Genomic DNA, 26489 nt, shown 5'->3' with positions numbered 1-26489 from the left:
GCTTGAGCCTTGAATTACTGATACTAGGATCGAATTCTGCTGCATTTGCTCACCGCAGGCATCATACTGCGCAATTATTTAAGCTTCAGGACCAACATTTCTTAATCGATTGTGGAGAAGGAACTCAATTGCTTATGAAAAAGCATAAGGTTCGACTCTCCAGGATTGATCATATCTTCATTTCTCATATGCATGGAGATCACTACTTTGGATTGATTGGCCTATTGTCAACGATGCACCTGTTTGGAAGGCAGAAGGAGTTGATACTTGTCGGACCTCCCGGACTAAAGGAGATTATTCAATTACAATTAAGATATTCAGAAACAGCGCTGAATTTTCATATACGTTTCATTGAATTCACACCACATGTATCGGAAGTAATCTATGATCATCTTAAGTATACGGTAACAACGATTCCAATGAATCATAGGGTACCATGTTCAGGATACCTGTTTAAGGAAAAACCAAAGAAGCGTAGAATCAATAGGAAACTATTGCCGGACATGGAGCTTTCACATCTACAGATAGCTCGGTTAAAAGAAGGTGAAGATGTTTTGAACGAGAATGGTACAGTTAAGTATGAAAATAAGGTTCTTACACTTGATCCAAATCCAAGTTTCAGTTATGCTTACTGCTCTGATTCTAAGTACAAGCCAGAGCTAAGGGAAATAGTAGAAGGAGTTGATCTTCTATATCATGAGTCAACCTTTGCTAATGATATGAAAGACCGTGCAGAACAAACATATCATACCACTGCAGAGCAGGCAGCCACCTTTGCGAAGGAAGCCAAAGTCGGCAAACTTATTCTAGGTCATTTTTCTGCTAGATATAAAGAACTAGATATAATATTAGAAGAAGCAAGAGATGTTTTTTCAAACTCAGAATTGGCTATTGAAGGAACAAAATTCTTTGTAGATGGGAAATAAACGCCAAAATTTATTCATTATTCTAGCGGTAATCTTTCTCACCAACGCCATCCTTGCGGAGTTGATCGGAGTGAAGATATTCTCACTCGAACAAACGTTAAGATTGGAGCCGGCAAATCTTGATATTTTCGGGTACATACTAGATTTTAATCTTACAGCTGGGGTTATGATATGGCCTGTGGTTTTTATTACCACTGATATTATCAATGAATATTTCGGAAAATCTGGCGTAAGAAAGATTAGTTTTTTAGCTGTGGGCTGTATCACATATGCTTTTATCATGATATGGTTGGTGACAAAGTTGAGCCCTGCACCTTTCTGGTTGGATGTCAATAGTACGGACCCGGAGGGAAATCCTTTTAATATGGATTTTGCTTTTAACAAAATCTACACACAGGGACTGGGTATTATTGTTGGGTCAATCATCGCTTTTTTAATTGGACAAATACTAGATGTAATAGTTTTTCAGCGACTTAGAAAAATCACAGGAGAGAAAATGATATGGTTGAGGGCTACAGGCTCTACGCTCATATCTCAGTTGATTGATAGTTTCGTAGTGCTTGCAATTGCCTTCTATATTTTAGCACCAGCAGGTAGTAGATGGGAGTTATCTCAGGTTTTTTCAGTGGGCTTACTCAACTACATCTATAAATTTATGATTGCTATTGCTTTAACTCCTGTTATCTATTTAGGTCATTTTCTTATCGATAAATATCTCGGTAAAGAAGAAGCAGATCGGATGAAAGATGAGGCGAGTAAGAGCGGATTTGTAGCAAAAGTAAAATAGCCCCAACTCAGTTTAATTGAGAAGGAGCTACACTCTACTTTATGTCCTAGTTTTTTCTTTTATATAAACCGTCAAAAGCAGGAGTCCATGTTTTACCATCGTCTGATGAACTCTCAAATAATTGACGAACCGTACCATCCTCATTTAATGTGAATGTCAATCTAGAAAGTGTTATGCTTCCCTGCGGACCCATAAATTCACTTACAAATTGTAAAAGTCCTTCTTCACGCTTTGTTTCAATATAGTTGTATACATCTCCAGAACTACCTACCCAATGTTGGTGCCATTTCTTATCCACCGGACTGTAGAAGTTGATGCTCTGTCCTGAGTAGTTTCCGGCGGTTGTATAATTTTCATGAATAGCACAACCTCCTTTTGCTTTGGTGATAGAATTAACACCTGCTTTTCTTCCATTAGCGTACACATCCCATTCTCCTATCCAGAAATCGAAGTGCCGAAAATTTGAATTACTTAAACACGGGTATGCATTTAACTCCACCTTTTTTAAAATTTTCTGAAACCTGTCTGAATCTTGATATTGCTCAAACTCCTTATCGGAAATTAGACGAGTATAAGTGGGGAGACCATTTTGAGCAGCACTTTCCAGCGCTGAGTACATGTCTTGGGTATCTCCTTTCAAAGCATATGCTTTAGATAAATTGAAATCAACAAAAACGGGATTAAAGTTGGTTTCTTTTGCTTTTTGAAAATTCTCAATCGACTTATCATACTCTCTCATCTTCATTTGACAAAAGGCCAGGCTATACCAGGCTGATGAGTCTGTACCATTCTTTTTCAAGTGTTCGGTGTAGTCCTTTGCAGCACTTTCCCATTCCTGATTTCCAAACTTCTTGTTTGCATTTTGAATTAAATTCTGCCCAAAGACTTGAGTGGATAGAAGATAAACAAGTAGTATTATATTCTTTTTCATGATCAAATTTTATAGAGTTTCCCAGATGAGCTTTGCATTGTTTTGTAATTCAAGTTCCAATCGATGTACATAGGGAGCTGATTTTGTGAGCCAAAAAGTAAGGTTTTGATTAGTTGATAACTTCCAGGTTGTTACAATCTCCTCATTTGATAGTACTAGACTTTCCTGACCCTCTACAGTCGTGATTAACCAATCCAGAGCTCCTGTTTGAGTTGAATAAAAGGGGAGTTTAGAAGTAAGACCTTCTTCAAAAGGAAGTGCCACTAGTAGCATTCCATATAGATTCCAATCATATGCACTTTCAACTAACTCGACATTTGTGCCAGAAGGGGTTAAACTTTCTGATTGAAAGTTCGATATGCTATTAACCTTATTCCCATCAAATTGGATGAATGTGAATTGGCCGGTTGGAGTAGTTCTGGAAAAGCTTACTGGCCTCAAAGAAGGATATTCAACCATATTGATCCAGGTTTCCTGAAGATTCATTTTTGGATCATACAAGTCTTGAATTCGATGAAAATATATCTTTCCATTGAGCTCAATAATTTGTCCGTAATCAGTCCATACTTTGTTTGGTGTTTCTTTGCCATCATTAGCTACATAGGTCACCTTCCACTTGTTAGTGTAATCTTTTATAAAAGATCCATCAACCAAATTTCTCTCAGTGAGAATGGATCTATCAGTTTGTTGCGTAAATGCAAGGCAAAGCATTTGAAACGAAAAAATAGCTATAGTTAATCTTGGGATCATCAGAATGAATATTTTGTTTCTGATATCCAAACTACCCACATCAAATAAGTAAAAGGTCTACTCTTATAATATTTTACTCATTTGAGTAATGCTCCATAGAGGATTCACGGTACTTACTTGGGGTTACACCGGTTGTTTTCTTGAAAGCATTATTGAAGGAAGCTTTATTATTGAAGCCTGAATCGAATGCCACATGAAGGACTTTATAGTTAGATTCAATTAGGAGTTTTTTTGCCTCTTCAATCCTGTACTTGTTTATATAGTCTGAAAAGTTTTTTTCCTCTATTTCATTAATGACCTGAGATATATGGTGTGGAAGTATCTGCAGTTGATCTGCAATGTCATTTAATCTAAGAGAGTTTTTTAAGTAGGGCTTTTCGTCTTCCATCAATGCTTTCAGTTTTTTCATAATAGAATGACTTGCAGATGGACTTAGGGAGGACTTGTCATAGTTTCTACCCTCATTCATTTTTAATACTTCTTGTTTTTGAAAGCCATGGTACCCAATAAAGTAAATGAAGAAAGAGGATGCTAAAGAAATCACATAATCATACTCGACCTTTAAAAGTCCAGTCCAGACGAGTACATAATAAAGTAGAAAACTAAGAGAATAGCTCATGAATGCCCACGCTACTTTGTTTTGCCATGTATATCTCTTCAATGCACCATTGCTATACCCTTTGTTTCGAGAGAGCCAATAAAAGAGTATGCTTGAATAGATCAAAAGATGAGAAACTTGAATTATTGCTAAGAAGTGCCTTGGAATAATTCGAGGTGGTACATCTGAGGCAAAGTATACTGTGTATAAAACAAAAGGGAGAAAGTGCCAGTAATTAAAGAAAAGCTTTTTTCGATCCGAACGTAAATAGAAATAAGCGAGTGGCCCAAACATAAAAGTTAGACCTTGAATAGCCGAGACGCGCCAGGGGAGTAATCTGAAATACCCGGTCCAGTAAGCAACATAGAATAGAAGGCAAAGACTAAATCCCAAGATTAATCCACCCAGTATCTTGTTTGCACCTGACTTCCTAAAGAATAGCATGACACTGAGAAATACGCCTTGTGTAGCAGCTATCAAGAAGATAATGGTCCAGGTATTCAGTGATGGTTCCATGTCAGGAATTTAAGATAATAACAACAGGAACCACGGATGTACTTACTTAATGGGTATTTGTGTTCCCAGTACGGTAGAATTTAATACCCAATGTATTCTACTTTTTTCGACGTGATACATGCAGACGATATCCTATAGATCGAAGATTCTCAATCTTGATAGATTGGTCATTGCTTAGATATTTTCTGATTTTTGATATGAAGACGTCCATACTTCGAGCTGTAAAAAAGCCATCTCTTTGCCATACACGCTCCAAAAAAACTTCTCGTTCAATTACCTCATTAGGATTCTCAAAAAACAACTGGAGAATTTTATTTTCCTTATAAGTAAGTCGATAGGAGAGGTCGTTCACTTTTAACTGTTGATTATGAAAGTCCAGACAAGTTTTACCTAATCGAATTTGAGTACTATTTTTTGAAGAGAAAAAAGATGGAAAATAAGATGAAAAGATAAGAACAAGTACGAGTGTAACCAGAACCCAAACATCCATTTGACTCACCAAGAAACTTTTCCGAGTTGGGAACAACACGGCGAAATTTTTAATGACTTCATCTGATTCTTGATAATCGTTTTTGATCTGTGCAGGAAGGTCTGCTTTTACATATTTACCGTGAACTAACGAATCATCTTTGGCATTATACACCCCTATCTCATAGTCAAGAGATAGATTTCGAGCAGAAAATTCCTTTTGGATTAAGGTGTCAATCGTCTTGCTAGAAAATGAACTATTAGTAGTCACATAAAAGTAATTAGACGAGACTTTCTCGACACTAGCCTGCTCTGACATGGTATCAGCTACATTGTAGAGTGCTACGGATACCGTGTGGTCAAACTCAGAAGCATTCGCGTGATATGCTTTTGAAAACCAATATATCTGAGCACACACTAATAAACTGAGAATAATACACCCGAATAATAGTCGCTTTTTCAATGGATTTTATTTTAAAAATAACTCTGGTACGTAAAGAATGAAAGGTTATCAATCATTTTAACATGGATTTAACACTTCTTCATACTGTTTAACCATCATCTGTCGGTCTAATACATATGATTGTTTGATGAAAATCAATGCAATCAATCGGAAAGGAATTTATTTCATAATTGGGTTTGCACTACAACTCGTAGCGCTACTTATGATGGCTCTTGATCCTGAACCTCACGGTTTTGGTATGCTCACTTTAGGAGTTGGGTCGATCGTGCTTATGACGGGTATCCTGCTTCCTGTATTTGGAATGGTGAGTATTCGATCAATGGACGAATGGCCTGCGTATTTTAAAAAAGAACCATTACAGAACGCTGGATTGCTAATAGTTTTTTTTACATCTTTCATTACCTATTTGCTGACTTTGGAGCCTACAGCTTCTCTATGGGATTGCTCTGAGATGATAGCCGCGGCTTACAAATTACAAGTACCACACACCCCAGGAACCCCACTGACTTTGCTGATGGGTAGGTTGTTTTCCATGTTGGCTTTAGGTGATGTCACTCGAGTTGCCTGGTATGTTAATCTCATGTCCGCTTTTTTCTCCGCTGGAGCAGTCGGATTCACTTTTTTAATCAGCTGGTATTTGGGTGGCAAACTGTTTAAAAATCAAAGGGTGTTATTTGCTGGGAGCTTTGGAGGTGCATTGTGCTTAGCTTTCTCAGATTCATTTTGGTTTTCAGCAGTAGAGGCGGAAACCTATGGTCCATCGATCTTCTGTATGATGTTACTCATATGGCTTTCTAAAGAGGGAAGCAAACTCAGTGAAACAGATCAGCAAAAAAGGATAAAACTTCTCTCTTATCTCACAGGTTTATCTTATTGTGTGCACCCCATGTGTATTCTTGTGTTGCCCGTTTGTTTTTTAATCTGGCGAGGCAATATGAGTTTCAATTGGAAATCTATTGCTATCTCATTTGGTTTAGGGGTAGCCTCTATTCTAATAATCAGCAAAGTTGTCGCTGTAGATCTTTTTGAGTGGATTTTTAGACTAGATCTATTGCTGGTAAACAATTGGTACTTCCCTTTTTATTCGGGATTATTTCTCCTGGCTTTGCTGGTGGCGTCAATCACCTTTATAGTCTGGAATAAGTTTCCTGTATCAAGAATTGTCGTAACATCTGCTATGCTTGTGATTGCAGGATTTACTCCTTATATCATGCTCTTTGTTCGATCCGCACAGCATCCTCCAATCAATGAATTCAGCCCGAGTAACTTAGCTAAGATTAAACCTTATATGAATAGGGAGTCATATCCTAGCCGCCCTTTGCTATATGGGCCCTATTTTGATGCGCAAATAGATGAAGTCTCACCAAAAGCAAAATCCTATATCGTCAATGAGGGACGATACGAGGAAGTTGGAGAAATTTCAACATATCATTATCAAGATGATCGAATGACTATCCTTCCCAGGATATACAGTAATGACCACAATCATATGGAAACCTATCGCAAATGGACCAATTTGTCAGTAGGTGAGAAGCCACGTTTTGGAGATAATCTCACTTTTATGTGGAAATATCAGCTGGGGCATATGTATGGTAGGTACATGATGTGGAATTTTGCCGGGCGGTCAAGTGATGTGCAACATGCAGAGTGGTTGACTCCCTGGAAAGGGTTGGCGAATAGATCAGCGATTGATTATAATAGAGCCAATAATCAATACTTTATGATACCGATCTTATTGGGATTGCTAGGCTTCATCATCCAGTCAAAGAAGGATCGAAACGGGTTTATGACTCAATTGTCATTCTTCCTGATTACTGGTGTTCTTTTGGTCATGTACTTAAATGGCACACCTAATGAGCCACGAGAGAGGGACTATATCTATGTGGGATCGTACGTGGCTTTTAGTATTTGGATAGGGCTTGGCATTATGAGTCTGTCTCACATTGTCAAAAATAAGAAAGTAGTTTACTTGTCAGCGTTCATTGCTTTTTGCGTACCAGCTTGGATGTTTTATCAGAATTTGGATGATCATAATCGATCCAATAGAACATTTCAAATTGACCATGCAAGAAATGTATTGAACAGCTGTGATGAAGGAGCGGTGTTATTTACAGGAGCGGATAATGATACCTTTCCACTTTGGTACTTGCAAGAAGTGGAGGATTTTCGTACAGATGTACGCGTTATGGTCTTAAGCTATTTCAATGCGGATTGGTACATTAATCAACTGAGTAGAGCATACTATGATTCGCCACCATTTAACCTGACTCTCAAGTACAACGAAAACCAATACGGTCCATACGAACCACTTTACATTCGCGAAGTAATGAATTCACCAATATCGTGGGGTAAGTATATGGACGCCTTGAAAGCTGACAATCCTCAATTAAAAGTTAAGAATGCCTCAGGAGATTATTATCATTTTTTGCCTTCAAAGCAGATTAGTCTCACCACATCCAAAGGGCCCATTGATTTTAGCGTGAAAGCGAACTATCTAGCTAAAAACGAGCTAGCAATCTTAGATCTGCTGTATTCGAATGGATGGGATAGGCCTATTTATTTCAACTATACTTCGATGAATAGTATTAATATAGACATACAACCTTACTTGAGTCAGGAGGGCATGATCTATAAATGGACACCTCATCGTTCCAGCTCGGAAGGAACTCAAATGAATCTGGAGAAATCTTACGAAAACTTAGTGAAGAATGCTGACTATTCTAATCTCGCGAATGAAGATATTTATTTTAATCAAGAAGATTATGAGGCACGGATGATCGCTCCGATCAAGTTTGCCTTTAATCAATTAATCAGAAGCTATCTTGAGCAAGACAATAGGAGGAGAGCAGAAGAGCTTGCGAATTTTGCCTATCAAAAACTATATTTTGAGCATTTGAAACCTTCATATGCAGACGTTCAGTTGGGGCATGTCTTTTTATTATTGAAAAGAGAAAAAGAATCAGAAGAACTTATCAACCGTGTTTTTTTATATTATTACGATCGATTGAGTCTACAGTTAGCCAGTGCTGAGGCCATTTCCAGAAACGACTTACTTGTCTTACAAGAGTCTGCTCCCTTGCTAAGGGATACCAATCTGATACAGAAGTATCAGAAACTGGTAAGCAAGTTGAGCAATTGATCTTGTATTCAAGAAAAATTAAACCGATTTTGCGATCCTGTAGTATCTTTCCTTATGCGCATACTTCTTTTATCTATACTTCTGATTTGTGGCTGTTTGGCAATGGTGATGATGCCATCAGAAAAAGAAGGGTTAATCAATGGTGTAAGCCTTGTTAACCCACCAAGAGAGATAACACAAGATAAAATGGGAGAGGTAAAGCGCATTAATGCAGGTTGGGTTGCTGTTATTCCATACGGTTTCTCGCGCTCTGGACAGCCCAGCGTTACTTTTGATCATTCACGACAGTGGTGGGGGGAACAAACGGATGGATCGTGCAAACTGATCGAGTATGCAAAATCACATGATTTAAAGGTGATGCTTAAGCCTCATGTGTGGGTGATGGGAGAAGGCTGGACAGGGGATTATACATTGAGTAGCGAAGACGATTGGGAAAGATGGGAACAGGATTTCTCAGCATACATTTTGAACTATGCGAAAGTTGCGGATTCAATGAATGTTGAAATTCTATGTATTGGTACGGAGTATCGAACTCCCGCGAAAGAAAGACCAGATTTTTGGAGGGGGCTGATAAAAGAGGCTAAAGAAATATATTCAGGCAAAATTACATATGCATCTAATTGGGACAATTATGAGAATATTACCTGGTGGGGCGAAGTGGACTATATAGGCATAGATGCGTACTTTCCTTTGGCTGAAGGCGATAATCCCTCTGTTGAAGAAATCAGACTAGGATGGCAACCAGTAAAATATCAACTGTCATCATTTTCTAAGAAATGGAATAAACCTATTCTTTTTACGGAATACGGTTTTCAAAGCGCCAATGGAGCAGCGGGAAAACATTGGGAGGTTGATAAATCAGAAAGTAATTCCAATCATCAAATTCAAGCAGATTCATATGAAGCTACATACCAGGCCCTAAGCGATGAGCAGTGGTTTGCAGGAGGCTTTTTATGGAAGTGGCACTTCAGTGAAAAGTATGGAAATTGGCGCGGAACAGAGTGGACTCCACAGAATAAACCTGCGGAAGAGGTGATTGCTAGGTGGTATGGAAAAAACGATTAAATTTCTGTTCTAATTAATAATCTATGAGCGAGAAACGAAAAGTAGAGGATATACTAGCAGAGCTAGGAAAGAAAATAGATGGTCTTATCGCAGAGACGAAAAGGACAGGAAATAAGGTGACGGATGAGATGGAGGAAAGAATCAAGAAATTGAAACTACGTAAGGAAAAGATTGAGAAAGACTTCAAAGATCAGAATACTCAATCTGGGGAGAAATGGGAACAAGCAAAGATGCATTTAAACGAAGCAGCGGTAGAGATACGACGTGCTTTCAAAACTATATTCAAGTAGTAGTTATTCTAGTTAGATGTTAAAACCTGATTTGTCTCTCTTTGAAAGTTTGTATCGAAAACAATTCGTTCAAGACCAGCTTCTTTTGATTTAATTTCCACCTCATAAGAAGTTTCATTGGCTTTAAAGTCTATTCTTTTTAAGAAAGACTTGATTTTAAACTTGGCATAATTATCATACAAGTAGTTGGTCACAGTGATAGGGATATTCTCGATTTTAACTGTCTCCGATAGGCGTTTGCCTTTCAAACTATACGTTGCGGTATATTCGTTTTCATTATAATTGAACTTAACTTTTAGTACATCCACGTTATTTACACTACTACTACTCCATGAAATGGTTTCCCCATTTGGATATTGATCGTAGTACCACTTTAATATATTAATGGTTATTTCATCCTCGGAGATAAACTCTTGAGAATTGGATGAAAAAGGGCAAGCGAACAAAAACAAGATTATTGCAAAATTCTTAAAAAAAGGCATCATAAGATTCAGCAGATTGATGATATAGAATAAATATCGCTGATTTTTTTAGCAAATGATAATAAAGTAGATGAAAATAGAGCGAAAATCGACTAAAGGGACGAATGCTGTGAGTAGTTCTAAGAATAAGTATTCTTTAATAGAAAAGATCTAAAACGTATAAAAGAAGCTAGATTCGATCCAGAACTTTCTGAATGAGTCCGTCTATGACCTTGTTGGGATCTTTAACAAACTGTCCTTTGATACGGTTGGCCATGATTGCATTTAAACTCAACATCTCATGTCCTAGGAGTTTACCAAAAGCGTAGTACCCCGCGGTTTCCATTTCTAAGTTTGTTAACCAGATACCTTCTTCATGAAAATATTGCATCTTTTCAATGATGTCTTTGTATCGAATGGGCATACGTATTTCTCTTCCCTGAGGGGCGTAGAATCCAGGACAAGTCACTGTATTCCCTGCGATTGTACAATCTTTGAACTTTTCGAAAAGGGTAGTAGACCCTTTGAAACAATAAGGCGTATAATGTAAGTCAAGTTCTTCACGAAGCTTCTTGATGATCTGCTTTTCGATACCTCGATGTTTATACTCATAGAATTGAATAATGGTATCAAGCCCAATGGCATATTCCGTAGCAAGATGGCTTCCTATCTTTATATCATCTCTAATGGTGCCAGATGTCCCTATACGGATAATCTGAAGCTTTTTTCTACGTGCTTTGGGTTCCCTTTGCACCAGATCAATATTGAACAAAGCATCCAACTCGGTCATAAGGATTTCCACATTGTCTGTACCCATCCCTGAGCTGATGACAGTGAGGCGTTTTCCTTTGTATTTTCCAGTATGAGTAATGAACTCACGCTTGTTCATTTCAAATTCAACCGAATCAAAGTGACGAGAAACTCTATGCACTCTTCCCGGATCACCCACTACGATAATCTTATCCGATACATCTTTTGGTCGAAGACTTAAATGATATACGCTCCCATCCGGGTTAAGAATTAAGTCAGTCTCAGAATAAGTATGAGGCATAAGGTGATAGTCAAATTACTAAAGCTTCTTAAAGGTAATGAGAAACTACTTTGATGAGCTTAAGTTATGAAAAGTTAATCACTATCTTGAGAGGCAAACTTTCGCTTTGACCCCTTATATGGATTATATCCATTCATTTTCTTCTGATAGAATCCAGTTCCATCGTATGGACGAGTATCAGGATTGTTCATGCATTCTTCAGAGCAACTACCATTGTAAATTTCAGCACCCTTTTCACTCATAGGAATGTGTTTATTGCAATGAGGGTTAGCACAGTTCACCATTCTATCACATGGTTCATCAGTAACATGGCATCTGGACACAACTGTTGGATTGATCGTATTCACTTCTTTCACAATTCGATTATCAAAGACATAGCATTTGCCTTCGAAATCTTCACCCTTAGCTTCTAATCCATACTTGATGATTCCTCCATGAAGTTGGTGAACATTTTCAAACCCTTGTTCCAATAGGTAGGCACTTGCTTTCTCACATTTAATACCACCTGTACAGTACGTTACAATCTTTTTATCCTTAAACTTTTTAAGTTCCTCTATTTTTTCAGGAAAATCACGAAAGTTATCTATGTCAAGTGTAATTGCATTTTTAAACTTACCGATCATATGCTCATAGTTTGAGCGTACGTCGAGAACGATAGTATCCTCAGATTCTTCCTTTAGAATTTCTCTAAATTCATCAGGTTCAATGTACCTGCCTGTCTTGCTTGTAGGATCAACATGGTTCAGTGAACTATGGACGATTTCTGGTTTTACACGGACGTGCATTTTTTCAAATGCAGGATGATCGTTGGTGTCAACCTTGAATTCAGTATGAGAGAACCGAGGGTCACTGGTGATGGTATTCATGTATTTTTCACATGATTCTTGGGTGCCAGAAACGGTTCCATTGAGGCCTTCTTTGGCAACTATGATGCGTCCTCTAAGATTGAGATCTAAACAAAGGGTATGATGCTGTTCCCTAAACTCTTCAGGGTCATCAATTTTACTATAGCAGTAATAGAGTAGTACGTAATGTTCTTCCATAATAACCAAGCCCTGTTTCAGCAGGGTGTTAATACATCACAAAAATAATTTCTTTTGCTAAAAAAGTCAGATTACTGTTTTAATACTTACTTTATGACAACAATCACTCTGTTAATCTTTCCTTCCGAAAGCAAGCCTGTTTGTACATCTTCACCGTCATTATTCATCGCATTTTTCCGTACGTCAAGAAAGTAAGACCTGATTCCAAGTCCTTTGAATTGAAATTTCCCTTTTTTGTCTGTCTTACCTTCTATCAGCTTGTTTGCATTGTTTTTGTAGTCATCTTCGGATGTATAAATCGTGATAGCGGCATCTTCTATCTGATTACCGGATCCATCGATCACAGTTACATATAGTTTTGTTTTTGAGGTCTGAACTGGTTTGAAGGAGGTATTCCCAAGAAGAATTATTGAGAGCATGAATAAGATAACGATTGATTGTTTTTCCATTTTTCGTCAATGATTAAATTGAATCTAATGATTTTTTGTTGTAAAAATGGAGGGGATTAATTGTTAATGATTCCCTCCATTTTTAATTCTTTGAAAAGGCCTCTGGAATAATTAGCCAAATAGCTGTTTAATTCTTCTCGTGTAAAAACAGTAGAACGACCTGACCAAACGAGTTTGCCTTCTCTTAACTCGTAAAAGTTAGTTTCTATAAAGTATTTTGTGTCTTGAGTGAAGTATCCTGGCTGATAGACAAGATCATAGGTTCTAAAAAAATAATTTCCAAAACGATTGTAATAAACCAGAGGCGAGTAACCTGTTTGAGGTGGAACATATCTTTCTTCTTTTATATCAACTAGGGCTACTGTTATCACTCCATCAAACCCATTGTTTCTCATTCGCTCTTTTGCTCTTTCTACATCTTCAAATGGCTTTCCGAGTTCAGGCGGAAACATAGACATCCCATTGACACATTTTAGCCCTGCTTTTCCCCCTGTTGTAACCACCTCGTTTTCTACTTCATTCCTTAAGTTCACATTGTTTATGAGTCCCATGACAAGAATGCTATTGAACTGACGATCATAATCTTCTGTAGTGCTCCATGTTCTCATTAGTCCTTCTGGAACGCAGCTATGGAGTACCAGTAAGGAGAGAAGGATTAAGCTTTTGGATTTCATACAGCCGTAAGGTAATTCTTACTTCACTTCCACTGCGGGATTTCCGAACACAGTTTGCCCCTTCTTTACATCACCTACAACCACTGATCCTGCACCTATTCGAGCCCCCTTTTCAATCTTGACTCCAGCAACTATGGTTACCCCTGATCCGATGAATACTTCATTCTCGATCTTCACTTTAGTATTGATGATAGACCCGGCACCAATTTGAACAAAATCTCCAATTTCTGCCTCTTGTTCGATTATTACTTTTGAGTTAATCACATTGTGATTTCCCATTTTAGAATCATTCGACAATACAGCACCAGCATTAACAAAGTTTCCATGTCCAATCCCAAAAGAATCCGATATTGATGCCGAATGATGAACTGCGTTCATTGGCATAATCTTTCGGGTTTCGTTGAGATATTCTACATACTTCTTCCTCAGTTTATTATCGTCAGTAGCCACAAAAGCCTCACATTTTTGGCCAATGAGTTTAGTGAAACCATGATCATCCGTTGATCCAAGTATCGTAACTGAGTTTATTTCGCTATTATGTGTTTTCTCATCATCATCCAGAAAGCCATAAACAACTATGCTATTGGAATTAAATATTTCAAGAGCTGCTTTTGCTAGTCCTGTAGATCCTAAAATGATTACGGGTTTCTCCATGTCCTTTATGTGTTAAAGCCGCAAAATTAGCAATTAATCGACCGTTTGAGAAGTTAGGAAACGATAGGGTAGAATACTGCTTATTAAGAATAAATAAGGCATATAAGCATTCTTGTACCTTACGAGAGTTCCCAAATTAGGTGACGAAAGAGGAAGCATAACAGCTAATAAAAGAATACAACTCAAGGCTGCAACTAACAGAGGCCAGTCAGGTTTTAATCTAAGTTTTAATAGAAGAAGTATACTCAGACTTATGAGTGTAGCTAGAATTAGGTTTTCAATTTTGTGGACCCACCCCAATGATGGAGTCTTATCAAATATGCTTGGTCTAAATAAACCAATATGAAGTGCTCTTGGTACTTGGCTTATAAGTGCCGTCCATGAATCATTTTCAACAACTAAATTCAGACGATCTTCAACATCAGAGTTTAAAATAATGGTACGGTTGTTTTCGTAAAGGGTCTGTGGAATACGATTAAAGGTTAAGTAGGGGTGAATGAACTGTGTTGAAACGATGGATACCATTCCAATGGATATTGGTATTATCCACCTTGAGAATCCTTTATTGCAAATGAAAAAATGAAGGGATAATAAGATGCCTCCAAAAAGCAGAACTGAGATAAATAGGTAATGCTTAAGATGGAAAAGGAGGAATCCTGATAGGATCATTAATAGGATATTGAAAATAGTAAGACTATGGTTTCTATAGAATCTTAAAATAAAAGCAATCAAAATAGACATACTCGCGAATGCCAGTGTGTTTTTCATCATTCCAGATGACCAGAATACGGTGGATGGAATAAATAGGAAACAGACCATAACCACGAATCTAATATTCGGATATAGTTTAACAATTACGGTGGTTGTATACCAACTTGATAGAAAACTGATTAACGACAGCCAAAGAGATGTGATCCAATAGGAATTGCCTGAAATTAGTACGATTGGACGAATGAGCTTAACAAAAAATTGATCTCTGGGCTGGTTTGCAAATCCTATCGTGTCAGAATTTTTTGCAACTTCGAAGAAGGTAATTGTATCGCCATATTCATAATATTCAAAGAAAATATAGCCAAGAATCAATCCGGCAATTAGTTTCAACGAGAGAGCAGTCCAGTAGATAAATGGGGGAATGGTACTTTTAATAAACCTAAACCCTGCGAAAGAAAGGATCCCCAAAATCAATATGTGAATAAGCCAGTAGATCATTTACTTAGTATTTTCACACCTACATTACACTGAAGACATCTCTTTTTTTGACAGTAATTCTTAAAAAGATGGATTTGAGCTTGTGATTCAAAGGCATTTTTTGCCTTTTGATCAAGCGGTTCCCACTTTCTTGTAATCCGATTACTTTCAGGAGAAAGCGATTCGAGCAATTCAACTGCTCGATCTATAAATTTCTGCTCATCTGTATACTTGGAATACGCAGCTAGCAGGGGAGCTACAGTATTGATTAGAATATTTTCAAAAGAGCTGATTCCTATGGTTTCGATCGGTTTTTTTCTAGGCTTCCCAAAATCATAGTGATCTTGCCAATAGCTGGATACTGAAACAACCAGTTTCTTTTTTAAAACATCCATACTTTCTGTTTGGGTCAAAAAAGTAAATAGTTGCGAATGTTTATGTAGCAATGAAGCAAACTGAGACAACCTTACAGTCGGAAAATTGTCTGGCCTTAGTTTTCCAAACTTCCATTGTGCTTGTACCATTGTGTCAGGTAGTTGGAATTTCTTGCTTATAAAATCGTACTCAGAGCGAAGTTTTTTCTTATAATCATCACCTTCACCTTCTAGAAATCCAGATTGACCAAAAATAAGAGCTTCAGTTTCTAAAGCTTTTGGAAGAATTTTTTTTAAAACAGAGAAGGACAGAAGATCGGTAAGTCTTTTAAAAGCTTCTTTGTTCGTTGAAAATCCAAAATTTTCAGCAAGGGTTTTGTAAGTGACTTCTTCCCAATCATTTTTGTTTTCCTTCAATCGATGTAAGATTCTGTCAGATTTTTCCATCAACCGTTCAACCAAGACTCGATCAAGCATACTACTTTTAGTTAGTTGCGGAACAGAACTAAACTGATCAGAGCAGAGAATTTCGTTTGTTGATTGGATATGCCGCTTATATTTTTCGATTAAATCTAAATCTATGATTGATTTAAGCTCAAGTGTCGGAATTGGTTGTCCCTCGATTAATATTTCTTGATCATTTGTCCAAACGACGTGAAGGATTACATTTTTGTATGCTGGATCATTTTGATGTTTATGATGGATCCAATCCGAAGAATTGATATGAATTTCTACTTGTCCAGCCCATTCTATTGACCCTATTTTTATTCGAGCTTCCGCAAAGTCTGGCCCAGAATCCTGATTGTGATTTCCTTGATAGAAGACCTTTAATGATTGCCCATCTGATACTGATAAATCGGTCAGATTGAATTTTTGATATTTCCAGATGTAGTGGAGGAAGAGTTCGTCCATAAGTAACTTCCTTCTAAGATACGATTTGCTCTATAATCCTTTAAGGATTTTAGCCATTTCTGCTTGAATCTTTTCAGCTTCTCTGACAGCTTCTTTCGCAAAATGCTGACCACCATCAGCATAGATAATTCCTCTGGATGAGTTGATAAGTAAGCCGCATTCTTTGTTCAGGCCATTTTCACAAACTGTTTTTAGATCACCACCTTGGGCCCCTACTCCTGGGATGAGTAAAAAATGATTTGGAATAATTTTTCTGATTTCTTTTAGAGCTTCTGGTCTGGTAGCTCCTACGACATACATGATGCTGTCTTCAGAACCCCACTCTTGACTAGTTTTGATAACTTTTTCGTAGAATTTGTCTCCATCAACAGTCAGGTGTTGGAAATCAGAGCCTCCAGGATTACTTGTAGCAGCTAAAATGATGACCCACTTATTGTCAAAACCTAGAAAAGGTTTTACTGAATCTGATCCCATATAGGGTGCTACTGTGACAGAATCGAAGTTCATGTTCTCGAAAAAGGCACGCGCATACATGGCAGATGTATTCCCAATATCAGCTCGTTTTGCGTCTGCTATAGTGAAAATATCTTTTGGAATATACTCAAGAGTCTTCTGAAGTGATTCCCATCCTTTTGCACCCTGAGCCTCATAAAATGCGGTGTTTGGCTTGTAGGCTACTGCATACTTGTGGGTAGCATCAATGATTTGCTTGTTGAATTCAAAGATTGGATCCTTTTCTGTGAGTAGGTGTTCAGGAATTTTTTGAATATCCGTATCCAGACCTATGCAAAGAAAGGATTCCTTCTTTGTAATGTTTTCAAAAAGCTGTTGGCGGGTCATGTTTTAATAATAAAAATTCAGGCTAATTTAAGAATAAATTAGCCTGAGGATATGGGTTTCGTACTCTCCTAAAAGGAGTGACGTCAAACAAATAGTAAAAGCGTTTAATTATTTAAGCTCTGGAAGCTTATCATTTATAACTTTTCCTTTTTTTACTTCTCCATAGAAGTGGATGTCATAAAGCTTCTGGTACTTTTTGATGGATTGGTGCAATTCTGGAATCGTATCACTTCTCAGTTTGATTCCTTTTCTTTCACCCTTGTGTCGGAGTTCTATATAGTATCCGTCTTTAAGTTTTACCGGAGTAGTTGCAGGTCTAGCCAAATCAATAAAATTTTATGTGTACGTAACAATTATATAAAACAATGCTCGTGCGGAAAAGATTCCACACGAGCAATTATATAAAATTCAAAAAAACTTAGAATCTGTTCTTGTGCTTAACCTCTTGGGTTAGCTTTTTTTACAACGATGGTTCTACCATCTAATTCTGTTTCGTTTAGGCTTGAAATAGCCTGGTTACCTTCGTCATCATTTGGCATTTCAACGAAACCGAAACCTTTAGATCTCTGAGTGTCTCTGTCCATGATAACTTTAGCGGAATCTACTGTTCCGAATTCTTCAAATGCTTGTCTCAATGCGTCTTCTGAAGTTGCATAGTTAAGCTTAGCTACGAAAATGTTCATTAAAAAAAATAAAATATTAAAAAGCGTACAGACTTGTTCTGAACGCAGCAAAGGTAAACTTTTTCTTGAGAATGCAATCTACCGGAAGTCAATGACCTCTACGTTAGGATATTTAGCTACATCAAATGTGAAGTAACTGTCATTCAGATCACTAGGTGTGAATGCATTAATGGAGTAGACATATTTATTGCCTGTTCTTTCAAAAACTGTAAATGACTTCAATTCATCTTGAGCATTGATGGTCATTCGTATTTTAAAATAGCTTTTGTCTCTACTTTCTGGATCTAATTCGATTAGCCTATCACCACTTGCATTTGTTTCACTCAAGGCATATTTAAACCCATTTTTATATATTTCATAAATATTGCCGATCGTGATCTCTGAATCTTCAGGATCATATGAGCTAATGGTTACTTCTCGAATCTCAGGGTTATAATTGTACATATCTGTACCATCATTGAAAATTCGTTGACCTGCAACATCCAATACGTACATATCTCCTTTCACAGCGATGTTTCCTGAGATGGTTTCGTCTAACCCAGCACTTTCATTTGTTAGCTGTTGAGAAAATGAAGCTTTGAAGGCTTCTACATTCTTGTACTTGCTGCTCATGGCATCAAGTACTGCTAATGCAGATGGATCATACTGTGCATTTACGTTTATCAGTAGAAATAGAGATAAAGATGCGATTATGAGCTTTTTCATTGAGTTCTTAAATTCTTCTTAGTATTTGATTTCGATTTCAGACAATAACTGTTCCAAACTATGTTCGTCAGGTATTAGTACTTCGCGAGCCTTACTACCCTCAAAAGCACCCACAATTCCTGCTGCCTCAAGTTGATCAATTAAACGTCCGGCTCTATTATAACCTAATTTCATTTTACGCTGGATTAACGAAGTAGACCCTTGCTGATGAATAACAATGAGACGAGCTGCATCTGCAAAAAGAGCATCCCGATCAGATAAGTCCACTTCACCAATGCCAGTTTCACCTTCTGCAACATATTCTGGTAATAGATAAGCATCATCATAACCTCTTTGTTCACCAATAAATTCACATATTTTTTCTACTTCAGGTGTATCGACGAATGCACATTGTAACCGTGTCATGTCAGAACCCATCGAGAGCAACATGTCTCCCATTCCAATTAATTGGTCCGCACCGCCCGCATCCAGAATGGTACGAGAGTCAATTTTGGATGTTACTCGGAATGAAAGTCTGGCAGGGAAGTTTGCCTTGATAATACCGGTAATTACGTTTACGGAAGGTCTTTGAGTTGCTACAATTAGATGGATCCCGATAGCCCGGGCAAGTTGAGCTAGACGAGCAATCGGTGTTTCTACTTCTTTTCCAGCAGTCATCATCAAGTCAGCCAATTCATCTATGACAAGTACAATGTAAGGAAGGAATCTATGTCCTTTATTTGGATTGAGTTTTCGCTCTGTAAATTTCTTATTGTATTCTTTCAGATTTCTACATGCGGCACTTTTCAAGAGATCATAGCGATTATCCATTTCAATACACAAGGAATTAAGCGTATTTACTACTTTAGAAGTATCGGTGATGATAGGCTCTTCACTATCCGGAAGCTTGGCAAGAAAGTGTTTCTCTACCTTATTAAAAAGGGTTAATTCAACCTTCTTTGGATCGACCAGAACCAACTTTAACTGCGATGGATGTTTCTTGTAAAGCAAAGAAGTAAGTATGATGTTCAACCCTACCGACTTACCTTGTCCAGTTGCTCCTGCCATCAATAGGTGAGGCATTTTGGCAAGATCGGTTACAAACACTTCATTAGAAATGGTCTTACCAAGAACAACGGGTAAGTCCATTTTGCTTTCCATGAATTTGCCGGTAGTGATCACGGATCGAGCATCTACCATCTCTCTATTTTTATTAGGCACCTCAATACCAATAGTACCTTTTCCTGGAATAGGGGCGATAATTCTAATCCCGAGGGCAGCAAGACTTAAAGCGATATCATCTTCCAGATTTTTAATCTTAGAAATTTTGACACCAGCTTCTGGCACGATTTCATAAAGCGTTACAGTAGGACCAATGGTTGCTTTTATACTGGAGATTCCGATCTTGAAGTTGACAAGTGTTTCAATGATTCGATCTTTGTTAGCTTCTAACTCATCTTTAGTAACTGTCAGCTCTTTCTCAGGGTATTCTATCAGCAATGAAGAGTTAGGGAATTTATATCTAGGAAGATCGAGTGTAGGGTCGTAGTTGACAGATTCCTCTTTAACCTCTTCTTCAAATTCTTTTTGTTCGACCTCAAAGGATAAGTCTTCAAGTTCTTCGTTTTTAACTATAGGTTCCTCTTCTGGAGTAGAGGGGATAAAAGATTTTTCTTCTTTAGGTGCGAATATTTTCTCTTCAACTTCTTTTGGAAGTGGTTCTTCTTTTTTGAACTCAGGTAGATCGATTGTAAACTCAGGATCTGCTTTTTCTTTTTTGGATACTGGTTTGGTAGGAATTTTCTTAACTACCCAGGTTTCTGATTCATCTTTACTAGCATCTTCGTCTTCTACCTCTTTTTTGATCTGGTCTAGAACAGAATTGATGTCTGCAGTTTTAGCTTCTTTAGGTTTTTTCTCTGGGATTAAAGACTTTATTTGATTGATAAGATTATCGAAAGAAACGGATGCTCTACTGAATGCAGGTACACGGGTGATGTCAAAGAAGAACATATTAAACACCACGAATAAGAATACAATGAATAGAATTGCTCCCCAACCCATCAAACTTTGAGCGATCATTGCCAGTTCATATCCAATGCCACCACTTAAGAATCCCCACATGGATGTCTCCTCCTGTGAAAGGAGAAAATAGCCCATCACGAGGCTGGTCCATACCAGATAAAACACGACAAAATTGAAAGACTTAGTTATAGGAATAAGAGTTTTGCTCCAGATGATTTTGTATGCTACAATAAAGAGAAATGGGGGGATTAGCATAGCTGCAATACCGAACCATAGAAAAATGAAGTAATGTGCTGCAATAGCTCCAATCAATCCAAAAGCATTTTGAACTTCTACTCCTGAGTCCTTGATGTTTGTATTTGTGAACGCTTCCACCACACTTTGATCTGCTTGCCCTGCGTTCATGTAAGAAATAAATGAAACCGCAAGAAATAGTGAAATCAATAGAAGTGAAAATCCAATGAATAGATGGAATTTTCGATCGGTGATGAAGTTGAACTTAATACTTGCTTTCTCCTTCTTCTCGCTCTTCTTCTTATAAGTGTTTTGTGCCATAGGTTATATGTCCAAAAATAATGGAGTTTTCAGCGGGGATCAAACATGCTTAAGTAGTTCCTTATTGATCTTTTTAATTAGAGCCGGTCCTTCATATACCAAGCCGGTATAAATTTGAACCAAATTGGCTCCTGCTTGTATTTTTTCTACTGCATCTTGGGCTGAATGTATACCACCCACAGCAATAATATGAACGTGTGGAAGATGCCTTCTTATATATTTCAGTACGTTATTTGATTTTTCAAAGACTGGTTTGCCACTCAAACCTCCAGCGCCAATAGCTTCGACACTTTCTACTTTGGTTGACAATCCTGATCGGTCGATAGTTGTGTTTGAGATAATTAATCCATCCAGATCGAGTTCTTTTGTGATGGAAATGATATCATCGAGTTGAGATTCTGATAGATCAGGTGCAATTTTTAAAAGGAGTGGCTTAGCGGTTTCTTTTTTATTATTTTCATCTTGCAATGCCTTAAGTAGCTTCAATAGTGGTTCTTTTTCTTGAAGTTCTCTAAGTCCCGGTGTATTGGGAGAGCTTACATTCACAACGAAATAATCTACATAATCGAATAGCTTCTCAAAGCATATGAGATAATCCTCTAAAGCATTCTCATTGGGAGTAATCTTGTTCTTTCCGATATTTCCTCCAACGAGGATGTCGGACTTTCGATTTTTAAGTCTTTCAATTGCTTCATCTACGCCATCATTATTAAATCCCATTCGGTTAATCAACGCTTCATCTTGCGGAAGTCTGAATAACCTTGGTTGAGGATTCCCAGGCTGACCTTTTGGAGTTAGCGTGCCTATTTCAATAAAACCAAACCCAAGATTGGAAAAGTCATCAATGAGCTCCGCATTTTTATCAAATCCTGCGGCAAGTCCAACTGGGTTCTTAAATCTCAAACCAAATACTTCTCGTTCGAGTCTGTGATCCTCAAAATGGAACATACTACGAATCAGACTCTTGCCAAACGGCAGTTTTAAGAGAAAGTGGAGTAGGCTGGTAGTGATCCTATGAGCTTTTTCGGGAGAGTAAAGAAAAAAGAGGAGAGGTTTTAAGATTTTATACATCAGCTTCTAGGATGGAATTGGGTAATGACCTGCTTCAAATAATCCCGATCAAGGTGAGTGTAAATCTCTGTGGTAGTAATGGATTCATGCCCTAACATTTCCTGCACTGCGCGTAAGTCTGCACCCCCTTCAATCAAGTGTGTTGCAAAGCTATGACGAAATGTGTGCGGACTTATATTTTTCTTTAATCCAATTTTAGCGGCCAGGTCTTTTATGATCATAAATACCATCACCCGACTGATCGCTTTCCCACGCTTGGTGACAAATAGGTGATCTTCAAAGCCTTGTTTTACATCTATATGGACACGTACATCATCCCTAAAAATTTTTATATGCTTCAATGCTGATCGACCAATAGGTACCAGCCTTTCTTTGCTACCCTTTCCAATAACTCTTAAGAATCCTATGTCTTCGTGAATATTGCTGATCTTAAGATTGATAAGTTCTGAGACCCGTAATCCAGAACTATACAATGTTTCTAACATAGCTCGATTACGCTGACCTTCAGGTGAAGACATATCTATTGCGTCGAATAAATCTTCTATTTCAGGTAGATTTAGTGTGTCTGGAAGCTTGCGGCCAAGTTTTGGGGCTTCTAATAATTCTGAAGGATCCTTTGTAATAACTTCTTCATAGATCAGGAATTTGAAAAAAGCCTTGAGTCCAGACACCATCCTTGCCTGAGTGTAGGCAGACATACCTAGTTCGGTGATAAATTCAAGAAAGTCGATAAGATCTTGTTGGATGATTCTGGTAGGAGGAGTATCACGTTCTTTGATATCCAAGAACTGCTGAAGCTTGGATATGTCAGCTATGTAAGCATCCACCGAGTTTTGTGCCAATGAACGTTCTAGTTTGAGGTAATTCTTGAATTGCTTAGTATATGTTTTCCAGGACAAGGTGTTGCTTTTTAAAACGTCATTTTAACACTCTAAATTAGCGTTACAGAATTTCATATGCGAATACTTATTTTAAACGGACCCAACTTAAACCTATTGGGTAAACGTGAACCCGAAATCTATGGAAGTCAGACTTTTGAAGATTTTTTCAAAGAACTGAAAAACCTATTTGCAGATTGCAAGCTCGAATATTTTCAATCAAATCACGAAGGAGCACTAATCGATAAACTGCATCAAGTAGGTTTTAGCTACGACGGAATTGTTTTTAATCCCGGAGCATACACACATACAAGCATTGCCCTGAGAGATGCTATTGCCGGAATTGAAACGCCAGTTTTTGAAGTACATATATCAAATCTTGCTGAACGTGAAGATTTCCGACAAGTAAGCTATGTGAAAGATGTGTGCATTGGCTCCACCAATGGTATGGGCTTAGAAGGATATGCCATAGCTATCGAAGAACTAGTAAAAGCAAAGACCACATCATAAATGTGGTCTAGTACTTAGCTGGTTGGAGCTTAAAGCCCTATTTGTTACTGTTAAATTCTATGCCATGGTTAATATCTTCTGTTTCTAACCGCCCTGAACCTCTTGCTCTTTCATCACTAAACTTATAATCACCGGAATATTCAAAATGAAGGTCAGCTTTAACAGTATGTACGAACTGTTTGGTAGCCACGTCATAAAGCGTTACCTCTACATTATAATTTAGTGTTGGAGGGTTCGCTCCGTTGGAGATTACCTTTATAGAACCCCCGGTAACACGATAAACAATATCTTCCTCGTTTACACCGACACTCCCATCGTTATTGCCATCAATGATAATTGCACTTGAGTAAATAAAATCTTTACCTATAAAGTCGCTAGCCTGTGTTGTAGCGGTATCAGCATAGATAAACTCTCCTGGTTTGAAGGAGAAAAGAGCATTTGAAAAGAGAACTCCAAACACACCAACTGTTCCTCCATTGACAACAAAATCACCTGACGCTTCACTAAATGAATACTCTCCATCAGCTAGGGCAAAGGTTCTGGCATAATGAAAGGAACTCACGCTCGACACAACACCAAATTCACGTATCAATCCATCTTCTATTGTGAAATTATTACCAGCGAGCTCAAAAGAGAGATTGGGTTCATCAGCATCAAGAATGTTGATTGTAATAGGAGCAGAAGAGACAAGCGCTTCAGAGTCTTCAACTAAAATGGTGATTATGTAAGAATCCGTCGTTTCAAAATCCAACTTCTCAGTAGAAATGAGTGTAAGTACCCCACTTTCCAAATCTAGATCAAACAACTCATCTACATCACCACCGAGAATAGTATATTCAAGTTCATCTCCTTCAGGATCTGTAGCTATGATCATTCCAATTTCTAGTCCCACGCTTGCATTTTCGGATAGACTGAAGGTCTGTTCATTAATCAACGGTACACGATTGGCCTCTTCTACATTGATCGTAATAAGTGCTGATACACTAGATTTACCATCACTGGCTTCTACTGTCAAAGTGTATTGACTAGTTACCTGAAAATCAATTTTTTCATTGGAACGTATAGTCAGTTCACCACTTGATGAATTGAGCGCGAATGTATTATCGATATTGCCTGAAATGATTGCATAGGTAAGTGGATCATTTTCTAAGTCAAATGCTGAAATAAATCCAACTCTTTCTCCAGTTTCAATCTCTTCTGGGATCCTAAAAGACCGATCGCTAATTGATGGAGGATTATTGGTAGGTTCATCTTCCCCACAACTGACCAGTAATGTCAAAGAAGAGAGAAGGATTAAAGGAATAAGATACTTATACATGATGAGTTTTAGTTTCAAAACTAAATCAGTGAATAAGTCATTTTGAAGCTTTGGAGGCTTGAAAATGTTCAATTAGAGCTCAGTTGGACTTCCTTTTTGTTGAACTGAACTTAAATATTCTTTTGGGAGCATACCGGTTTCCTTTTTGAAAGCCTTGATGAAGGTGGTTTTCGACCTGAAACCAGCTTCTTCAGAAATAGTCTTTATGGTGTATTTCCTATCATCTCCATTCTTAAACCTCTCTACTATATCCAAAATCCTATATTCATTTATAAAATCGTAGTAGGTGAGCCTAAAATGCTCCTTAAGAACTTCTGTAAGCGAGTTTGATGAAGTATTTAATTCAGCTGCAATGAAAGAGAGAGATAAATCAGGTTTTCTATAGAGTCTTTTTTCTAGCATGATTTCTTTCAAATTGCAGGCTAAATCAAGCGTTTTCGTTGAAGCAAGCTTTTTATCTGAAGTTATTAGCGAAACTGACTTTGTTGGGTTTAGAATGAAATGATAAGCTAAATAAAAGTTTAGATATACCATCAACATCCATGTAGGATAGAATGCAGTATCGGGTAATTGGGATGGATAAACTGCAGCATCTGCTAGAAATGTTCCTACCCATAAGAAATAGATAACAACGATTAGGATAAATACATGCCTTAATCTCGGAATGTTAATACTCCCATTCATGAAATGCTTGATTGCGAGATATACGAAATACCCTGTATGTAAAATGGCCAAGGTTTCGTAAATGAGTAAGGTGAGTGTATCAAAGAGAAGCTCAAACCTATCTTCAAAGGAAAAAAAGTAGATGTATATCCATAATGAGATTGTAATCAACACATCTAAATATCCTCCAATAAATATTTTGTAGTTTTTGTCCTTGGCGTCTGATTTACCAAATAATGCGGTAGAGAACATATAAATGTAGGGTCCGAGAAAGAAAACCACGGGAAATCGATCTAGACAAATCCACTCATATTCTTCAACCCAATAAGGGAGTACAATCCAACTAGCAAAGTTTACTGAGGATAGGAAGATGAACATGACCAAAGCGTGATTGACCTGACTGTATCTTTTGGGGTTTAAATGGATGAGTCCCAGAAAGAAGATTGAATTGATCAAGCTCGTTAAGAGAATTATTTCTACAATTCCGAATTCCATAGCTATGGTCTACTTAAAAAGAGATATT

27 protein-coding genes are annotated in these 26489 nt (G+C 37.6%); 6 read left to right on the top strand and 21 right to left on the bottom strand.

What is annotated here, in order from left to right:
* The first annotated feature begins 2 nt into the window (after positions 1-2).
* Positions 3-926 (top strand): ribonuclease Z, encoded by a 924-nt coding sequence (locus ABJQ32_05025; protein MEP5288989.1) that lies wholly within the window; start codon positions 3-5, stop codon positions 924-926.
* Entirely contained in the window at positions 916-1713 is a 798-nt protein-coding gene (locus tag ABJQ32_05020; GenBank protein ID MEP5288988.1) for a queuosine precursor transporter, read from the top strand. The genes ABJQ32_05025 and ABJQ32_05020 overlap by 11 nt, the downstream gene beginning before the upstream one ends.
* A gap of 46 nt (positions 1714-1759) precedes the next feature.
* On the opposite strand, the gene ABJQ32_05015 is transcribed toward ABJQ32_05020, so the two are convergent.
* The 4 genes from ABJQ32_05015 to ABJQ32_05000 all read right to left on the bottom strand — a co-directional run bounded on the left by ABJQ32_05015 (position 1760) and on the right by ABJQ32_05000 (position 5439).
* Complete coding sequence (locus ABJQ32_05015; GenBank protein ID MEP5288987.1) at positions 1760-2644, bottom strand: tetratricopeptide repeat protein; 885 nt, start codon at positions 2642-2644, stop codon at positions 1760-1762.
* 9 nt (positions 2645-2653) lie between these two features.
* The gene (locus tag ABJQ32_05010; protein MEP5288986.1) at positions 2654-3394 is read right to left on the bottom strand and encodes a hypothetical protein; all 741 of its coding nucleotides are present in this window, start codon (positions 3392-3394) and stop codon (positions 2654-2656) included.
* A gap of 73 nt (positions 3395-3467) precedes the next feature.
* Positions 3468-4508, bottom strand: coding sequence for a helix-turn-helix transcriptional regulator (locus ABJQ32_05005; GenBank protein ID MEP5288985.1), 1041 nt, complete (start codon positions 4506-4508; stop codon positions 3468-3470).
* A gap of 97 nt (positions 4509-4605) precedes the next feature.
* Entirely contained in the window at positions 4606-5439 is an 834-nt protein-coding gene (locus ABJQ32_05000; protein ID MEP5288984.1) for a winged helix-turn-helix domain-containing protein, read from the bottom strand.
* A gap of 127 nt (positions 5440-5566) precedes the next feature.
* Here ABJQ32_05000 and ABJQ32_04995 point away from each other — a divergent pair, with 127 nt between their 5' ends.
* The 3 genes from ABJQ32_04995 to ABJQ32_04985 are packed head-to-tail and all read left to right on the top strand — an operon-like array spanning position 5567 to position 9933.
* Entirely contained in the window at positions 5567-8578 is a 3012-nt protein-coding gene (locus ABJQ32_04995) for a DUF2723 domain-containing protein (protein ID MEP5288983.1), read from the top strand.
* 54 nt (positions 8579-8632) lie between these two features.
* On the top strand, positions 8633-9643 hold the full coding sequence (locus ABJQ32_04990; protein MEP5288982.1) for a hypothetical protein: 1011 nt from the start codon (positions 8633-8635) through the stop codon (positions 9641-9643).
* 23 nt (positions 9644-9666) lie between these two features.
* A complete protein-coding gene (locus ABJQ32_04985) occupies positions 9667-9933 on the top strand; it encodes a hypothetical protein (GenBank protein ID MEP5288981.1) in 267 nt (88 codons plus the stop codon).
* A gap of 8 nt (positions 9934-9941) precedes the next feature.
* On the opposite strand, the gene ABJQ32_04980 is transcribed toward ABJQ32_04985, so the two are convergent.
* The 15 genes from ABJQ32_04980 to xerD form a co-directional block, all read right to left on the bottom strand.
* On the bottom strand, positions 9942-10418 hold the full coding sequence (locus ABJQ32_04980; protein MEP5288980.1) for a hypothetical protein: 477 nt from the start codon (positions 10416-10418) through the stop codon (positions 9942-9944).
* A 166-nt stretch (positions 10419-10584) separates the two neighbouring features.
* Complete coding sequence (locus ABJQ32_04975) at positions 10585-11445, bottom strand: nucleoside phosphorylase (protein ID MEP5288979.1); 861 nt, start codon at positions 11443-11445, stop codon at positions 10585-10587.
* A gap of 74 nt (positions 11446-11519) precedes the next feature.
* Positions 11520-12488, bottom strand: coding sequence for a rhodanese-related sulfurtransferase (locus tag ABJQ32_04970; protein ID MEP5288978.1), 969 nt, complete (start codon positions 12486-12488; stop codon positions 11520-11522).
* Positions 12489-12574: 86 nt separating this feature from the next.
* The gene (locus tag ABJQ32_04965) at positions 12575-12937 is read right to left on the bottom strand and encodes a hypothetical protein (protein MEP5288977.1); all 363 of its coding nucleotides are present in this window, start codon (positions 12935-12937) and stop codon (positions 12575-12577) included.
* Positions 12938-12993: 56 nt separating this feature from the next.
* Positions 12994-13611: a hypothetical protein gene (locus ABJQ32_04960; GenBank protein ID MEP5288976.1), complete on the bottom strand. Its 618-nt coding sequence runs from the start codon at positions 13609-13611 to the stop codon at positions 12994-12996.
* A gap of 18 nt (positions 13612-13629) precedes the next feature.
* The gene (locus tag ABJQ32_04955; GenBank protein MEP5288975.1) at positions 13630-14265 is read right to left on the bottom strand and encodes a NeuD/PglB/VioB family sugar acetyltransferase; all 636 of its coding nucleotides are present in this window, start codon (positions 14263-14265) and stop codon (positions 13630-13632) included.
* A 33-nt stretch (positions 14266-14298) separates the two neighbouring features.
* Positions 14299-15474, bottom strand: coding sequence for a hypothetical protein (locus tag ABJQ32_04950; GenBank protein ID MEP5288974.1), 1176 nt, complete (start codon positions 15472-15474; stop codon positions 14299-14301).
* Positions 15471-16739: a DUF2851 family protein gene (locus ABJQ32_04945; GenBank protein ID MEP5288973.1), complete on the bottom strand. Its 1269-nt coding sequence runs from the start codon at positions 16737-16739 to the stop codon at positions 15471-15473. The genes ABJQ32_04950 and ABJQ32_04945 overlap by 4 nt, the downstream gene beginning before the upstream one ends.
* A 30-nt stretch (positions 16740-16769) precedes the next feature.
* Positions 16770-17579: an orotidine-5'-phosphate decarboxylase gene (gene pyrF / locus ABJQ32_04940; protein MEP5288972.1), complete on the bottom strand. Its 810-nt coding sequence runs from the start codon at positions 17577-17579 to the stop codon at positions 16770-16772.
* A gap of 108 nt (positions 17580-17687) precedes the next feature.
* Entirely contained in the window at positions 17688-17903 is a 216-nt protein-coding gene (locus ABJQ32_04935; protein MEP5288971.1) for a hypothetical protein, read from the bottom strand.
* Between the two features lie 113 nt (positions 17904-18016).
* Positions 18017-18262 carry an RNA-binding protein gene (locus ABJQ32_04930; protein ID MEP5288970.1) on the bottom strand — a complete coding sequence of 82 codons (246 nt, stop codon included), beginning with the start codon at positions 18260-18262 and terminating at the stop codon, positions 18017-18019.
* 78 nt (positions 18263-18340) lie between these two features.
* Positions 18341-18967, bottom strand: a complete 627-nt coding sequence (locus ABJQ32_04925; protein ID MEP5288969.1) for an outer membrane lipoprotein carrier protein LolA — start codon at positions 18965-18967, stop codon at positions 18341-18343.
* An 18-nt stretch (positions 18968-18985) separates the two neighbouring features.
* Positions 18986-21526, bottom strand: a complete 2541-nt coding sequence (locus ABJQ32_04920) for a DNA translocase FtsK (protein MEP5288968.1) — start codon at positions 21524-21526, stop codon at positions 18986-18988.
* 39 nt (positions 21527-21565) lie between these two features.
* Positions 21566-22597, bottom strand: coding sequence for a quinone-dependent dihydroorotate dehydrogenase (locus ABJQ32_04915; GenBank protein MEP5288967.1), 1032 nt, complete (start codon positions 22595-22597; stop codon positions 21566-21568).
* The gene (xerD, locus tag ABJQ32_04910) at positions 22597-23496 is read right to left on the bottom strand and encodes a site-specific tyrosine recombinase XerD (protein ID MEP5288966.1); all 900 of its coding nucleotides are present in this window, start codon (positions 23494-23496) and stop codon (positions 22597-22599) included. The genes ABJQ32_04915 and xerD overlap by 1 nt, the downstream gene beginning before the upstream one ends.
* Before the next feature lie 57 nt (positions 23497-23553).
* Between xerD and aroQ the strand changes: the two genes are divergently transcribed.
* Entirely contained in the window at positions 23554-23985 is a 432-nt protein-coding gene (gene aroQ, locus ABJQ32_04905) for a type II 3-dehydroquinate dehydratase (GenBank protein ID MEP5288965.1), read from the top strand.
* Positions 23986-24022: 37 nt separating this feature from the next.
* Here aroQ and ABJQ32_04900 read toward each other — a convergent pair whose 3' ends face one another.
* On the bottom strand, positions 24023-25303 hold the full coding sequence (locus tag ABJQ32_04900) for a cadherin repeat domain-containing protein (GenBank protein MEP5288964.1): 1281 nt from the start codon (positions 25301-25303) through the stop codon (positions 24023-24025).
* Between the two features lie 72 nt (positions 25304-25375).
* Entirely contained in the window at positions 25376-26461 is a 1086-nt protein-coding gene (locus ABJQ32_04895; GenBank protein ID MEP5288963.1) for a helix-turn-helix domain-containing protein, read from the bottom strand.
* Positions 26462-26489: the final 28 nt, after the last annotated feature.

The sequence above is a fragment of the Marinobacter alexandrii genome (assembly GCA_039984955.1).
Classification (GTDB): Bacteria; Bacteroidota; Bacteroidia; order Cytophagales; family Cyclobacteriaceae; genus Ekhidna.
The sequence above is the reverse complement of the archived record's forward strand: the minus strand, read 5'-3'. Positions and strand labels throughout refer to the sequence as shown.